Genomic DNA, 14,401 nt, shown 5'->3' with positions numbered 1-14,401 from the left:
GCCTGCAACACAGGTTATAACAGTTGCGCCAGGCGGTTGATGTCCGACTGAATCGCCCCGGCGGTCACGTCGCGTCCCGCGCCCGGCCCGCGGATCACCAGCGGGTTGTCGCGATACCAGCGGCTTTCGATGGCAAACACGTTATCACACGGCAGCAGCGCCGCCAGCGGATGCTCCGGGCGCACGGCTTCGACGCCAACGCGCGCTTTACCGTTAGCGTCAAAACGCGCCACGTAGCGCAGCACCAGCCCCATCTCGCGGGCGGCCTCCAGACGCTGAACCATCTGCTCGTTCAGCTCATCGCCGTTTTCAAAGAAATGGTCGATGGAGCCCTCTTCGCAATGCGCGGGTACCAACGACTCGACGCGCACCTGATCCGGCTCGATATCGTAACCTGCTTCACGTGCCAGAATCACCAGCTTACGCATCACGTCTTTACCGGACAGATCCACACGCGGGTCCGGCTCGGTCAGCCCCTGCTGCCAGGCCTGATCCACCAGTTCGGTGAACGGCACGGTGCCGTCAAACTGCAGGAACAGCCACGAGAGCGTACCGGAGAAGATCCCACTGATCGACAAAATGGTATCGCCACTGTCGATGAGATCGCGCACAGTATGGTTGATTGGCAATCCGGCCCCCACGGTGGCGTTATACAGCCAGTGGCGACCCGTTTTATCAAACGCGTCGTGAATTTGCCGGTACTTGTCACTGTTGCTCGCCCCGGCCAGTTTATTGGCGCTGATAACGTGAAAACCATGGCTGGCAAAGTCGAGATATTGATCCGCCAGTTGCTCGCTCGCCGTCACGTCCAGCACCACCAGATCATCGTAGGGGTGTGCGCGCATCCATAAAAACAGCGACTCTTCATCCTGTTCAACGGCTTCGTCGCCAAAGAACGCCAGCGCACGGCTGGCATCCAGTCCTTCGTAGTTCAGCAGGCTGCGGCGACTGTCCACCACGCCCGCCAGCACAAATTCAAACCCGGTACGCGCCGACAACGTGCTCTGCTCGCGGGCAAACAGTTCCAGCCAACGGGAGCCAATATTGCCCTTACCAAACAGCACCAGACCGATACGCTTTTCGGCGCGGAAAAGAGACTGATGTAAGCCCTGAATCAGGCTTTCGGTCGGGCCTGTACGTAACACCGCGACCAGGCTGATGCCCTCTTCCGATTGCCAGGTGAACTCGACCGGCTGACCTTTTAGTTGCTGCCAAAAACGGTGGCAGTGCAGCGGGTTGCGGGTGACCCCCGCGCCGACCATTGCCACCAGCGCAAGCCCCTGCCGCAGGCGCAGTTCTCCCGGTAAGCCCGCCTCGTCAAGGATCCTCAGCGCGCTGTCGGCGACTTCAGAGGTGTAACAGAACTGAAGCAGTTGACGATCGTGATGGACGCCCACCGCCAGCGGACGCACCTGCGCGCGTTTCAGGATCTGGTCGATATCCTTATACGCCAGCTTAAAGTCCTGGCTCGCGGGCACCTGAAACTCAATCAGGCACACATCATCATGACTGGTAACGATACGCGCGCCTGTCCCGGAGGCCAGCACACGTTCAATGCGCGTGGACCCCTGATCCGGCGTGTAGCTACAGCGTAATTGCAGATCGATATCGCTGCCGGAAACGGGCTGAAGCGTGCGCGCATGCAGCACCGGCGCGGCCAGACGCGCCAGCTCGCTGGCTTCATCCAGACGCAACAGGGGCAGCAGGCAGGCATCTTTCACCTTGCGCGGATCGGCGCTGTAAACCCCGGCGACGTCGCTCCAGATGGTGACCCGGGAAACGCCCGCCAGCGCGCCTATCTGCGTCGCCGAGTAGTCAGAACCGTTGCGCCCCAGCAGTACCGTTTCACCCGCATTGCTGCGGCTGATAAAACCCGTGACCACCAGACGTTTGCCCGGATGCTGCACCAGCAACTGTTGCAACAACGGATAAGATAAACCTTCGTCGACCTGCGGCTGCGCGGCGCGCTCGGCGCGGAGAAATTCGCGCGCGTCCAGCCAGGCGGATTCCATTCCCTGCTGATTGAGCACCGCGGACATCAGTCGCGCGGACCAGACTTCGCCGTGGCCGACCACTTCCGCGTAGACCGCATCGGTGACGCCGCTGTCCAGCAGCGCCGCCAGACGTTCCAGGTCGCTGATAAACAGACTGATCAAACTGTCCGCCACATCGGCAGGCAGCAGACCGCTGATCAGATCGCACTGATAGCGACGAAGGGTTTGTTGCACCTGATGCGCAGAGAGGCGATCGGTCTGACTGAGTTTCAGCCAGCTAATCAACTGGTTGGTGGTGCTGCCTGCGGCGGAAACCACCATCATATCGTCAGGCTGTGAGTATTCCGCCATAATGCCCGCCACGCGCAGATAACACTTCACGTCAGCCAGACTACTGCCACCAAATTTATGCAGTTGGCGACCCTTCGCCCCTGCCTGCGCAATCACACTCATGTTTACCCCTTGTTTGCAGCCCGGAAGCCATTTTCCAGGTCGGCAATTAAATCTTCGCCATCTTCAATACCGGTGGAGATACGCAGCAGCGTCTCAGAGATCCCGGCGGCAGCGCGCGCCTCGGGCGCCATGCCTGCATGGGTCATCGTCGCGGCGTGAGAGATCAAACTTTCCACTCCCCCTAAGGATTCCGCCAGCGTAAACAACGACAGCCCGCCGAGGAAACGACGCAGCGTCTGCTCATCGCCATCCAGTTCAAAACTCAACATCGCGCCAAAGCCTTTTTGCTGGCGCGCGGCAATTTCATGGCCCTGATTTTCCGGCAGTGATGGATGATACAGTTTTTTCACCAGCGGCTGGGTTTGCAGGTAATCGACAATCGCCTGCGCGTTACGCTGCGCCACTTCCATGCGCGGCGACAGCGTGCGCAGCCCGCGCAGCAGCAAATAGCTGTCAAAGGCGCTACCGGTGACGCCGATATTATTCGCCCACCATGCCAGTTCAGTAACGGTATCCGGATCTTTCGCAATCACCACGCCCGCCACCACGTCAGAGTGACCATTCAGATATTTCGTGCATGAATGCAACACCAGATCGGCGCCCAATGCCAGCGGATTTTGCAACGCCGGGCTTAAAAACGTGTTATCGACGACGCTCACCGCCCCGGCGTCCCGCGCCAACTGGCAGATCTTCGCAATATCCACCACGCGTAACAGCGGATTACTCGGACTTTCTACCAGTACCAGCTTCGGTTTTTCCGCCAGCGCGGCCCGTAGCGCTTGCTCGTTGCCCTGGTCGACAAACAGGACGCGATAACACCCCCGCTTCGCCAGACTGTCAAACAGGCGATAGCTGCCGCCATAGCAGTCGTGTGGCGCCACCAGCAGGTCGCCAGGCTTCAGGAATACCGTCGTGACCAGATGGATCGCCGACATGCCGGTATTGGTCAACACCGCGCCCGCACCGCCTTCCAGTTCCGCCAGCGCACGCTGAACCACATCGCGCGTCGGGTTGCCGCGGCGAGAATAGTCATGAGCGCGAGGTTCATTAAAACCGGTGAAATTGTAGGTGCTGGAAAGATGAATCGGCGGGACGACACAACCGTACTGTTCGTCGTCATTTAACCCGCTACGCACTGCGATGGTGGCCTGTTTACGCGTCATGTTAGGGAGTTCCTGAGCTGAGTCGGTGAAAAGTCAGGCTTCAGAGTAAACATTGTGACAATAGACGTCAATACATCTGGACATCTAAACTTCTTTGCGTATAGATTGAGCAAACAGCAAATAGCCGTTAAAATTATATGCATTAGCGCACAACTACAGGCGCTTTACCCGTGTCATGGGATCGCCTGTACGGTAAACTATGCGGAATTCCGGCTGATAGCCACACCGCGTGTGGTCTGGCCCCATATTAATGACAAAGAGGATTAAGGTATCTCATGGCTGAATGGAGCGGCGAATATATCAGCCCATACGCTGAGCACGGTAAGAAGAGTGAACAAGTTAAGAAAATTACGGTTTCCATTCCTTTGAAGGTGTTAAAAATCCTCACTGATGAACGTACGCGTCGTCAGGTGAACAACCTGCGTCACGCCACCAACAGCGAGCTGCTGTGCGAAGCGTTTTTGCACGCCTTTACCGGGCAACCTCTTCCGAACGATGAAGATTTGCGAAAAGAGCGCAGCGACGAGATCCCGGAAGCGGCAAAAGAAATCATGCGTGAACTGGGTATCGATCCGGAGACGTGGGAATACTGATTTACAGAGACAAAAAAAGCGCCTTTCGGCGCTTTTTTCTTTGACAGCAGAATCTTATTTGCTGCCCGGGATGCTGAAACGCTTGTTGAAGCGGTCAACACGGCCACCGGTTGCAACGTCACGCTGTTTGCCCGTGTAGAACGGGTGGCATTTACCGCACACGTCCAGGTTCAGATCGTGACCAACGGTAGAGCGGATTTTCATGACGTTACCGCAAGAACAGGTAGCAGTAATTTCTTCGTATTTCGGGTGAATATCTTTTTTCATGGGGAAACCTCAGTTTAAGGCCGCGTCGCTCTTCCAGCCCTAACGCCAGACACCACGCGATGTTAATTATTTCCCGTCGCCTTCCACTCTACACCAGCAGCGCGAAATTCTCGGGTAATGGTCAATTTTGACGCGATCAATTTGCATCAAAGGCGGCGAATCATACAGAAATTAGCCAGCTCATGCAAACTGATTCACTTGTCCACCGCAACTAATGTGTATACTAACCCGCCAGATTTCAAGTCAGGATGATGTCATGCCCGTTGCGCACGTTGCCTTACCCGTTCCGCTTCCCCGCACCTTTGACTACCTTCTGCCGGAAGGGATGAACGTCAAAGCCGGGTGTCGCGTGCGCGTTCCGTTTGGCAAGCAGCAGGAGCGTGTCGGGATCGTCGTGTCGGTCAGCGACAAGAGCGAACTGCCGCTGAATGAGCTCAAAGCGGTGGTTGAGGTGCTGGACGGCGAACCGGTTTTCTCGCCGTCCGTCTGGCGGCTGCTGATGTGGGCGGCGGATTACTATCATCATCCTATCGGCGATGTGCTGTTTCATGCCCTACCCATTCTGCTGCGCCAGGGGAAACCGGCAACCAATACGCCAATGTGGTACTGGTTCGCCACCGAAGACGGTCAGGCGGTCGACCTCAACAGCTTAAAGCGTTCACCCAAACAGCAACAGGCGCTGGCGGCGCTGCGGCAGGGTAAAATCTGGCGCGACCAGGTGGCGGACCTCGAATTTAACGACACCGCGCTACAGGCGCTACGTAAAAAAGGTCTGTGCGAACTGGCAAGCGAAACACCGGGCTTTAGCGACTGGCGCGCCGGTTACGCGGTTTGCGGCGATCGTTTGCGTCTGAACACAGAACAGGCCACCGCCGTAGGCGCAATTCATAGCGCCTCGGACAGTTTCTCCGCCTGGCTGCTGGCAGGTGTCACCGGCTCCGGTAAAACAGAAGTCTACCTGAGCGTGCTGGAAAACGTCCTCGCCCGGGGAAAGCAGGCGCTGGTGATGGTGCCGGAAATTGGCCTGACGCCGCAGACCATCGCCCGCTTTCGCGAACGCTTCAACGCGCCGGTGGAAGTGCTGCATTCCGGTCTTAACGACAGTGAACGCCTTTCCGCCTGGCTGAAAGCGAAAAACGGCGAGGCGGCGATTGTAATCGGTACGCGCTCTTCTTTATTTACGCCGTTCAAAAACCTGGGCGTCATCGTGATTGATGAGGAACACGACAGTTCCTATAAACAGCAAGAAGGCTGGCGCTATCATGCGCGCGATCTGGCCGTCTATCGCGCCCATAGCGAACACATTCCGATTATCCTCGGTTCCGCTACGCCCGCGCTGGAAACGCTGTGTAACGTTCGACAGAAAAAATACCGTCTGCTGCGTCTGACGCGGCGTGCGGGAAATGCCCGCCCCGCCACGCAGCATGTGCTGGATTTAAAGGGCCAGCAGATACAGGCCGGGTTAGCGCCAGCGCTGATCGCCCGGATGCGCCAGCATTTGCAGGCAGACAACCAGGTGATCCTGTTCCTCAATCGTCGGGGTTTCGCACCCGCGCTGCTATGTCATGACTGCGGCTGGATTGCCGAATGCCCGCGCTGCGATCACTACTACACCCTCCATCAGGCCCAGCATCACCTGCGCTGCCATCACTGCGACAGCCAGCGCCCTGTGCCGCGCCAGTGCCCAACCTGCGGCTCTACACACATGGTGCCGGTCGGTTTAGGCACCGAGCAGCTTGAACAGGCGCTGGCGCCCTTCTTCCCCGGGGTGCCGATTTCCCGTATCGACCGCGACACAACCAGTCGCAAAGGCGCGCTGGAGCAACATCTGGCGGAAGTGCATCGCGGCGGCGCGCGGATCCTGATTGGCACGCAAATGCTGGCAAAAGGCCATCACTTCCCGGACGTCACGCTGGTCGCCTTGCTCGACGTGGACGGCGCGCTGTTTTCCGCAGACTTCCGATCCGCTGAACGGTTTGCCCAACTGTATACCCAGGTGTCCGGACGCGCAGGGCGCGCAGGCAAACAGGGTGAAGTGGTGTTGCAAACCCATCATCCGGAACATCCGCTGCTCCAGACGCTGCTGCATAAGGGCTATGACGCGTTTGCCGAGCAAGCGTTGGCGGAACGTCAGACGATGCAATTGCCGCCGTGGACCAGCCACGTCATCGTGCGGGCGGAAGACCATAACAATCAGTTGGCCCCGCTGTTTTTACAGCAGTTGCGCAATCTGATTCAGGCCAGCCCCCTGGCAGACGAGAAACTGTGGGTGCTAGGCCCGGTTCCTGCGCTGACGCCAAAGCGCGGCGGACGCTATCGCTGGCAGATTTTATTGCAGCATCCTTCACGGGTTCGCCTGCAGCATATTGTCAGCGGCACCCTTGCGCTCATCAACACGCTGCCGGACGCGCGCAAGGTGAAATGGGTGCTGGATGTCGATCCGATCGAGGGATAACGCCTTCACGATGCGAGGCGGATCGTAAAATTCAACACCCATCACACTTTTTATGAAAATTCTGTAACCGTTTCCATTCGCTATCTGATAAAAATGTTTTCGATGTGATTTCAACAGGGATAGTGCTGCGCCGGATTACCCTGGCGAGGAGAAAGAGTGAAACCGAAGAAGCAGGTTGTTGCCGCTACAATGAAAGATGTTGCCGAGAAGGCGAAAGTCTCAACGGCAACCGTGTCCCGCGCGCTGATGAACCCGGAAAAAGTCTCCCAGTCCACCCGAAACCGGGTCGAACAGGCCGCAATGGAAGTGGGCTATTTACCGCAGGCGGCGGGACGCAACGTTAAACGAAATGAATCACGGACGATCCTGGTGATTGTGCCGGATATTTGCGATCCCTTCTTTAGCGAGATCATCCGTGGCATTGAGATCACCGCCGCAAGTCATGGCTATCTGGTGCTCATTGGCGACTGCGCGCATCAGAACCAGCAGGAAAAAACGTTCGTTAACCTCATCATCACCAAGCAAATCGACGGGATGCTGCTGCTCGGTTCGCGCCTGCCGTTTGACGCCAGTATTGAAGAACAGCGCAATCTGCCGCCGATGGTGATGGCAAACGAATTTGCCCCAGAGCTGGAGCTTCCTACGGTACATATCGATAACCTGACCGCCGCCTTTGATGCCGTGAATTATTTACATGAGCTGGGGCATCAGCGCATCGGGTGTATTGCCGGGCCGGAAGAGATGCCGCTGTGCCATTATCGCCTGCAGGGTTATGTGCAGGCGTTGCGCCGCTGCGGTATTACCGTCGACCCGCACTATATCGCCCGTGGCGACTTCACTTACGAAGCGGGGGGCAATGCGTTAAAACAGCTGATGGCGCTGCCGCAGCCGCCGACGGCGGTATTCTGCCATAGCGATGTGATGGCGTTAGGCGCGCTCTCCTGGGCCAAACGCCAGGGAATGAAAGTGCCAAACGATCTGTCGATCATTGGCTTCGACAATATCGCCCTGTCAGAATTTTGCGATCCGCCGCTGACGACGGTCGCACAGCCGCGTTTCCAAATCGGCTGCGAAGCAATGCTGCTGTTGCTCGATCAGATGCAGGGGCAAAATGTGAGCAGCGGCTCGCGTTTAATGGACTGCGAACTGATCCTCAGGGGCTCCACTCGCGCCTTAACGTAAACCTTTCAGACACCCGCGTCTGGTCAAAGGCCCGCCGCTTAAGTAACATGGCGGGCTGACGAACGAATAAATACAGCGAAACGATAGTGGCACAACGAGATTATGTACGTCGCGGCCAACCGGCACCTTCGCGGCGCAAAAAGAGCACCTCACGGAAAAAGCAACGCAACACGTCTGCGGTATCGCCCGCAATGGTCGCCATTGCCGCCGCCGTCCTTGTGGCCTTTATCGGTGGTCTGTACTTCATCACGCATCACAAAAAAGAAGAATCAGAAACGTTGCAGAGCCAGAAAGTGACGGGCAACGGGCTGCCGCCGAAGCCGGAAGAGCGCTGGCGCTACATCAAGGAGCTGGAAAGCCGCCAGCCTGGCGTACGTGCGCCAACGGAACCGTCCGCAGGCGGTGAAGTGATGAAACCGGATCAACTGACCAACGAACAGCGACAGTTACTGGCGCAGATGCAGGCAGATATGCGCCAGCAGCCTACGCAGCTCAACGAAGTACCGTGGAACGAGCAGACGCCGGAACAGCGCCAGCAAACGCTGCAACGTCAGGCTCAACAGCGTCAGGTTGAGCAGCAGTACACGCAGCCGGTACAGCAGCCGCGAACCCAGACACAGCCGCAAACGCGTACGGCTCAGTCAGCGCCGGTACAACAGCCGCCGAAGCAAACCTCGCAGCCGAAGCAAACCTCGCAGCCGAAGCAAACGGCGTCCCAGCAGCCGTATCAGGATCTGTTGCAGACACCGGCGCATACCGCCGCTTCGCAGCCTAAAACGCAGCAGGCCGCGCCGATTTCCCGTGCGCCAGATGCGCCTAAGCCTGCCGCTGAGAAAAAAGACGAGCGTCGCTGGATGGTGCAATGCGGTTCCTTTAAAGGCGCTGAACAGGCGGAAACCGTGCGCGCCCAGTTGGCTTTCGAAGGCTTTGACTCCAAAATCACCACCAACAACGGCTGGAATCGCGTGGTTATCGGGCCGGTGAAAGGCAAAGAAAATGCCGACAGCACCCTGAGCCGTCTGAAGATGGCTGGCCACACAAACTGCATTCGACTCGCCGCCGGGGGTTGAAACCCCCAAAATCCCCCCCATCTATAGTTGCATTATGCCCCGTACACCGTGCGGGGCTTGTATTCTGCATTTGTAACCAAGGGGTCTGCTCGTGACAACAATAGTAAGCGTACGCCGTAACGGCCATGTAGTTATCGCCGGCGATGGCCAGGCCACGCTGGGTAATACCGTAATGAAAGGCAACGTGAAGAAAGTGCGCCGCCTGTACAATGACAAAGTCATTGCGGGCTTTGCGGGCGGCACCGCGGACGCATTCACGCTGTTCGAACTGTTTGAGCGCAAGCTGGAAATGCATCAGGGTCACCTGGTCAAAGCCGCCGTTGAGCTGGCGAAAGACTGGCGTACCGACCGCATGCTGCGCAAGCTCGAAGCGCTGCTGGCGGTTGCCGATGAAACCGCGTCGCTCATCATCACCGGTAATGGCGACGTCGTGCAGCCTGAAAACGATCTGATTGCCATCGGCTCCGGCGGTCCCTACGCCCAGGCCGCGGCGCGCGCTCTGCTGGAAAACACCGAGCTCGGCGCTCGCGACATTGCTGAAAAAGCGTTGGATATTGCAGGCGATATCTGCATTTATACCAACCACTTCCACACCATCGAAGAATTGACCTCTAAAGCGTAAGGATCTCCCATGTCTGAAATGACCCCACGCGAAATCGTCAGCGAACTGAACAAGCACATCATCGGCCAGGATAACGCCAAGCGCTCCGTGGCGATTGCGCTGCGTAACCGCTGGCGCCGTATGCAGCTCGACGAAGAGCTGCGCCATGAAGTGACGCCTAAAAATATCCTGATGATTGGCCCGACCGGCGTCGGTAAAACCGAGATCGCCCGTCGTCTGGCGAAACTGGCCAACGCGCCGTTCATCAAAGTTGAAGCGACCAAATTCACCGAAGTCGGCTACGTTGGTAAAGAAGTCGACTCCATTATTCGCGATCTCACCGACGCCGCCGTCAAAATGGTGCGCGTACAGGCGATCGAAAAAAACCGCTACCGCGCGGAAGAGATGGCGGAAGAGCGCATTCTCGACGTGCTGATCCCGCCGGCAAAAAACAACTGGGGCCAGGCGGAACAGCAGGCCGAGCCGTCTGCGGCGCGCCAGGCATTCCGTAAAAAACTGCGTGAAGGCCAACTCGACGATAAAGAAATCGAGATCGACCTTGCCGCAGCGCCAATGGGCGTTGAAATCATGGCGCCGCCGGGAATGGAAGAGATGACCAGCCAGCTGCAGTCAATGTTCCAGAACCTCGGCGGACAGAAACAAAAACCGCGTAAGCTGAAAATCAAAGACGCGATGAAGCTGTTGATCGAAGAAGAAGCGGCCAAGCTGGTGAATCCGGAAGAGCTTAAGCAGGATGCCATCGACGCCGTGGAGCAGCACGGGATCGTGTTTATCGACGAGATCGACAAAATCTGTAAACGCGGCGAATCGTCTGGTCCGGACGTCTCCCGTGAAGGCGTACAGCGTGACCTGCTGCCGCTGGTGGAAGGCTGCACCGTCTCCACCAAACACGGTATGGTCAAAACCGATCACATTCTGTTTATCGCGTCTGGCGCATTCCAGGTGGCGAAACCGTCTGACCTGATCCCGGAGCTGCAGGGTCGTCTGCCGATTCGCGTCGAGCTTCAGGCGCTGACCACCAGCGACTTCGAACGCATTCTGACCGAACCGAACGCTTCCGTTACCGTTCAGTACAAAGCGCTGATGGCGACCGAAGGCGTGAACATTGAGTTTACCGATTCTGGTATTAAGCGCATTGCCGAAGCCGCATGGCAGGTGAACGAAACCACCGAGAACATCGGCGCCCGTCGTTTGCACACCGTTCTGGAGCGTCTGATGGAAGATATTTCCTACGATGCGAGCGATTTGAATGGCCAAAGCATAACAATTGATGCGGATTATGTGAGCAAACATCTGGATGCGCTGGTCGCAGATGAAGATCTGAGCCGTTTTATCTTATAATCGCGTTCAATGCATTTTCATCACTGTTGATGGGGCTGAAAGGCCCCATTTTTATTGGCGCTAACTATGACTGAACAACACATTAGCCGCACTCAGGCCTGGCTGGAAAGTTTACGACCCAAAACCCTGCCGCTGGCCTTCGCGGCCATTATCGTCGGCACCACGCTGGCGTGGTGGCAGGGATATTTCGATCCGCTGGTGGCCTTGCTGGCGTTAATTACCGCCGGGCTGCTGCAAATCCTGTCGAATCTTGCCAATGACTATGGCGACGCGGTAAAAGGCAGCGACAAGCCGGACCGCATCGGGCCGCTGCGCGGAATGCAAAAAGGGGTGATTACCCAGCAGGAGATGAAACGCGCGCTGATTATCACCGTGGCGCTCATTTGCCTGTCAGGGCTGGCGTTGGTGGCTGTGGCTTGCCATACCCTGACTGATTTTGTCGGTTTCCTCGTGCTCGGCGGGCTGTCGATTATCGCCGCCATCACTTACACCGTGGGTAATCGTCCGTATGGTTATATTGGTCTGGGTGATATTTCCGTGCTGGTTTTCTTCGGCTGGCTCAGCGTGATGGGAAGCTGGTACCTGCAGGCGCACACCTTGATCCCGGCGTTGATTTTGCCAGCGACCGCCTGCGGCCTGCTGGCAACGGCGGTATTGAACATCAATAACCTGCGTGATATCAACAGCGACCGCGAGAACGGCAAAAACACGCTGGTGGTCCGCTTAGGCGCGGTAAACGCCCGCCGTTATCACGCCTGTCTGTTGATGGGAACGCTGGTCTGCCTGGCGCTGTTCAACCTGCTTTCCCTGCAAAGTCCGTGGGGCTGGCTGTTCCTGCTGGCCGCGCCGCTGCTGGTAAAACAGTCGCGTTACGTCATGCGCCAGATGGACCCGGCGGCCATGCGTCCCATGCTGGAACGCACCGTAAAAGCGGCATTGCTGACTAACCTGCTGTTTATTGTAGGGATTATCTTAAGTCAGTGGGGCAGATAACTGACAAATATCAATTAACAATTGATGATTTTGCCAACAGTGCACTTAGCGCGATATACTAAAAATTCTCGCAGCAACTGAACGTTAAGCCTATGAAATACGATACTTCCGAGCTTTGTGACATCTATCAAGAAGATGTCAACGTCGTGGAACCGCTGTTCTCTAACTTTGGAGGACGGTCGTCGTTTGGCGGACAAATCGTCACGGTGAAATGTTTCGAGGACAACGGGTTGCTGTACGATCTGCTCGAACAAAATGGCCGTGGTCGCGTTCTGCTGGTCGACGGCGGCGGTTCTGTCCGTCGTGCGCTGGTCGACGCCGAACTGGCGCGCCTGGCGGCACAGAATGAATGGGAAGGTCTGGTGATCTACGGCGCGGTGCGTCAGGTAGACGACCTGGAAGAACTGGATATCGGTATCCAGGCGATTGCCGCGATTCCGGTCGGCGCGGCAGGAGAAGGGATTGGCGAAAGTGATGTCCGCGTCAACTTCGGCGGCGTGACGTTCTTCTCCGGTGACCACCTCTACGCCGACAATACCGGCATCATCCTTTCCGAAGACCCGCTGGACATCGAGTAAAGAAAAAGGCCATCTTCATTTCGGATGGCCTTTCTTTTATTTCTCGTCATCTAAATCGTAATGGATGATACGAAGTTCGAACATCCCATTTCTCTCTTCAACAGCGATGCTCATCGTTTCATGTCGATTCGGATAATGATCGATATAAGTCTGTAACTTTTCACTCAGGCTCTGCATTTCACTACGCTGAACGCCAGTGAAATTGAGCGTACTGATCTGCAAACCACTCCCTTCAACGGTTTGATTCGTAAAGTACCAACTCGATGCGACCCTGGGGGCTTCCATAAGTGGTTTCGGCGTAAGCAGGTAATATTTAATAAAATTGCTTTGATCATACTCATCGTCAGTAAAAGGACTCGTGGCAATCAGGCAGACGATCAGCGCAACAGAAATAAGTAAAGTTGTGATGATGGGGGTTCTGTATTTTTTCAAATGCGAATCTCCCTGACACAGAAGGGATCAGCGACAGGCTCAATTGCACTCATAAATACCGGTAGGTGCCCTAATACCGGTTGGTGTTTCGCCTTTTGGTCTACGGGGTCAGGAAACAGTAACGGAAGCACGCTCTTGTTTTTAAACTGACCAACTGGGCCATAGTGATCCCAAATACGATACGCTTTCTCTTTACTACATATATCCAGAAAGGGCGTGTAATCGGCATAATCAACGGCCTGGCAAAATCCGAAAAGATTAGAGACTAAATCTTCTGCACTGTATCCACTGTCCGTGATGAGAACGTAGGGCCAAAAATCTTGTAGCGATTCAAACTGGTGGGATGTGTACATAAAAATGGATAAAGCCACACCTTTTAACATCCGATCGCTTAAACCCCTTCGAACCTGGTAATGACTGTATATTCCTGTAGTGGTTTGTAATCCAGTGATTTTTTTCGACATGCTCTGGTGATAATGAACATCAAACCAATCACTATCACCCCCGCCTGGCATTATCATTTGCTGCCACAAACGCTCAGCGCCAGCAGGGTTTGCGTGCCCTAAATCAATCCATCCCAAATTTTCTGTATAGATAAGGCCGTAGCGAGAATTACGAGTTATGTATCTATCAGAATTATCGATAATATCGCTTCGTTTTGTCATCTCGCATTCCTTGAGAACACTATGTTGAGCGATCATATTCTCCCATAACAAAAAAGCATCCATTAAGGATGCCTTTTGTACGAATTCGGAATTAAACCTCTTCCATGCGCCCCAGCAGGGCCTGCAACCGATCCTGCCAGCCGCTCTGCTGCTCTTTCAGAGAATGGTTCTCGCGCTCCAGCTCTTCACGGCTGTGCTGTGCAGACTGCACTTCCTGCGCCAGCGAGTTATTCTTTTCTTTCAGCTCTTCGATTTCCATCTGCAGCAAAGTGATGGTATCAATCGCCTGCTGTACTTTTGCTTCCAGTTTCTCAAACACTTCTAAAGACATGGTCATACTCTCCTGAATTGCAAGGCGACGCTTCACGCATACGCGCACAATATCGCATAATCTATAGTGCCCGATTGTATGAAGCCCCGCCGCCCCTGTCCAGCAGCATCCCGCGCAGATTGCGGTTTGCCACACTTTTCATCCTTCTCCTGGTGACATTCGCCCTATAACTCCAAAGTGTTAACACATTGGTTAAAGAAATGATTCTGCTCACAGTTCTTATGTATTGCAAAACGCGCTTTATGGCGCGATAACGCTCATT

At 55.8% G+C, this 14,401-nt stretch carries 14 protein-coding genes; 8 read left to right on the top strand and 6 right to left on the bottom strand.

Annotation, left to right across the window (positions count from 1 at the left end):
• Positions 1 to 14: 14 nt before the first annotated feature.
• Together metL and metB are read right to left on the bottom strand one after the other, a co-directional pair.
• Positions 15 to 2,447, bottom strand: a complete 2,433-nt coding sequence (gene metL, locus OGY07_RS01690) for a bifunctional aspartate kinase/homoserine dehydrogenase II (protein ID WP_042292609.1) — start codon at positions 2,445 to 2,447, stop codon at positions 15 to 17.
• Between the two features lie 2 nt (positions 2,448 to 2,449).
• Positions 2,450 to 3,610: a cystathionine gamma-synthase gene (metB, locus tag OGY07_RS01685; protein ID WP_042292605.1), complete on the bottom strand. Its 1,161-nt coding sequence runs from the start codon at positions 3,608 to 3,610 to the stop codon at positions 2,450 to 2,452.
• A gap of 275 nt (positions 3,611 to 3,885) precedes the next feature.
• On the opposite strand from metB, the gene metJ reads away from it, so the two are divergent.
• Complete coding sequence (metJ, locus tag OGY07_RS01680) at positions 3,886 to 4,203, top strand: met regulon transcriptional regulator MetJ (protein WP_012907792.1); 318 nt, start codon at positions 3,886 to 3,888, stop codon at positions 4,201 to 4,203.
• A gap of 54 nt (positions 4,204 to 4,257) precedes the next feature.
• Here the strand turns inward: metJ and rpmE are convergent, their stop codons facing one another.
• Positions 4,258 to 4,470 (bottom strand): 50S ribosomal protein L31, encoded by a 213-nt coding sequence (gene rpmE / locus OGY07_RS01675; RefSeq protein WP_012907796.1) that lies wholly within the window; start codon positions 4,468 to 4,470, stop codon positions 4,258 to 4,260.
• 256 nt (positions 4,471 to 4,726) lie between these two features.
• On the opposite strand from rpmE, the gene priA reads away from it, so the two are divergent.
• The 7 genes from priA to rraA all read left to right on the top strand — a co-directional run bounded on the left by priA (position 4,727) and on the right by rraA (position 12,711).
• The gene (priA, locus tag OGY07_RS01670) at positions 4,727 to 6,925 is read left to right on the top strand and encodes a primosomal protein N' (RefSeq protein ID WP_286598298.1); all 2,199 of its coding nucleotides are present in this window, start codon (positions 4,727 to 4,729) and stop codon (positions 6,923 to 6,925) included.
• A gap of 156 nt (positions 6,926 to 7,081) precedes the next feature.
• A complete protein-coding gene (cytR, locus tag OGY07_RS01665) occupies positions 7,082 to 8,107 on the top strand; it encodes a DNA-binding transcriptional regulator CytR (protein ID WP_060571005.1) in 1,026 nt (341 codons plus the stop codon).
• An 86-nt stretch (positions 8,108 to 8,193) separates the two neighbouring features.
• Positions 8,194 to 9,177, top strand: a complete 984-nt coding sequence (ftsN, locus tag OGY07_RS01660) for a cell division protein FtsN (protein ID WP_286598297.1) — start codon at positions 8,194 to 8,196, stop codon at positions 9,175 to 9,177.
• 91 nt (positions 9,178 to 9,268) lie between these two features.
• The gene (gene hslV / locus OGY07_RS01655) at positions 9,269 to 9,799 is read left to right on the top strand and encodes an ATP-dependent protease subunit HslV (protein WP_042292596.1); all 531 of its coding nucleotides are present in this window, start codon (positions 9,269 to 9,271) and stop codon (positions 9,797 to 9,799) included.
• Positions 9,800 to 9,808: 9 nt separating this feature from the next.
• Positions 9,809 to 11,140, top strand: a complete 1,332-nt coding sequence (gene hslU, locus OGY07_RS01650; protein ID WP_042292592.1) for an ATP-dependent protease ATPase subunit HslU — start codon at positions 9,809 to 9,811, stop codon at positions 11,138 to 11,140.
• A 66-nt stretch (positions 11,141 to 11,206) separates the two neighbouring features.
• Positions 11,207 to 12,133, top strand: coding sequence for a 1,4-dihydroxy-2-naphthoate polyprenyltransferase (gene menA / locus OGY07_RS01645; RefSeq protein ID WP_042292589.1), 927 nt, complete (start codon positions 11,207 to 11,209; stop codon positions 12,131 to 12,133).
• A 92-nt stretch (positions 12,134 to 12,225) separates the two neighbouring features.
• On the top strand, positions 12,226 to 12,711 hold the full coding sequence (rraA, locus tag OGY07_RS01640; protein ID WP_181822225.1) for a ribonuclease E activity regulator RraA: 486 nt from the start codon (positions 12,226 to 12,228) through the stop codon (positions 12,709 to 12,711).
• 36 nt (positions 12,712 to 12,747) lie between these two features.
• Here the strand turns inward: rraA and OGY07_RS01635 are convergent, their stop codons facing one another.
• The 3 genes from OGY07_RS01635 to zapB are packed head-to-tail and all read right to left on the bottom strand — an operon-like array spanning position 12,748 to position 14,145.
• Positions 12,748 to 13,143: a hypothetical protein gene (locus OGY07_RS01635; RefSeq protein WP_286598293.1), complete on the bottom strand. Its 396-nt coding sequence runs from the start codon at positions 13,141 to 13,143 to the stop codon at positions 12,748 to 12,750.
• A complete protein-coding gene (locus tag OGY07_RS01630; protein ID WP_286598291.1) occupies positions 13,140 to 13,871 on the bottom strand; it encodes a hypothetical protein in 732 nt (243 codons plus the stop codon). Before OGY07_RS01630 ends, OGY07_RS01635 begins: the two co-directional genes overlap by 4 nt.
• 28 nt (positions 13,872 to 13,899) lie before the next feature.
• Complete coding sequence (gene zapB, locus OGY07_RS01625; RefSeq protein WP_148365448.1) at positions 13,900 to 14,145, bottom strand: septal ring assembly protein ZapB; 246 nt, start codon at positions 14,143 to 14,145, stop codon at positions 13,900 to 13,902.
• Positions 14,146 to 14,401: the final 256 nt, after the last annotated feature.

It is taken from the genome of Citrobacter sp. Cs237 (assembly GCF_030332325.1).
Lineage (GTDB): Bacteria > Pseudomonadota > Gammaproteobacteria > Enterobacterales > Enterobacteriaceae > Citrobacter_A > Citrobacter_A sedlakii.
Note: the sequence above shows the minus strand (reverse complement) of the source record. Positions and strands in the feature narration are given on the sequence as shown.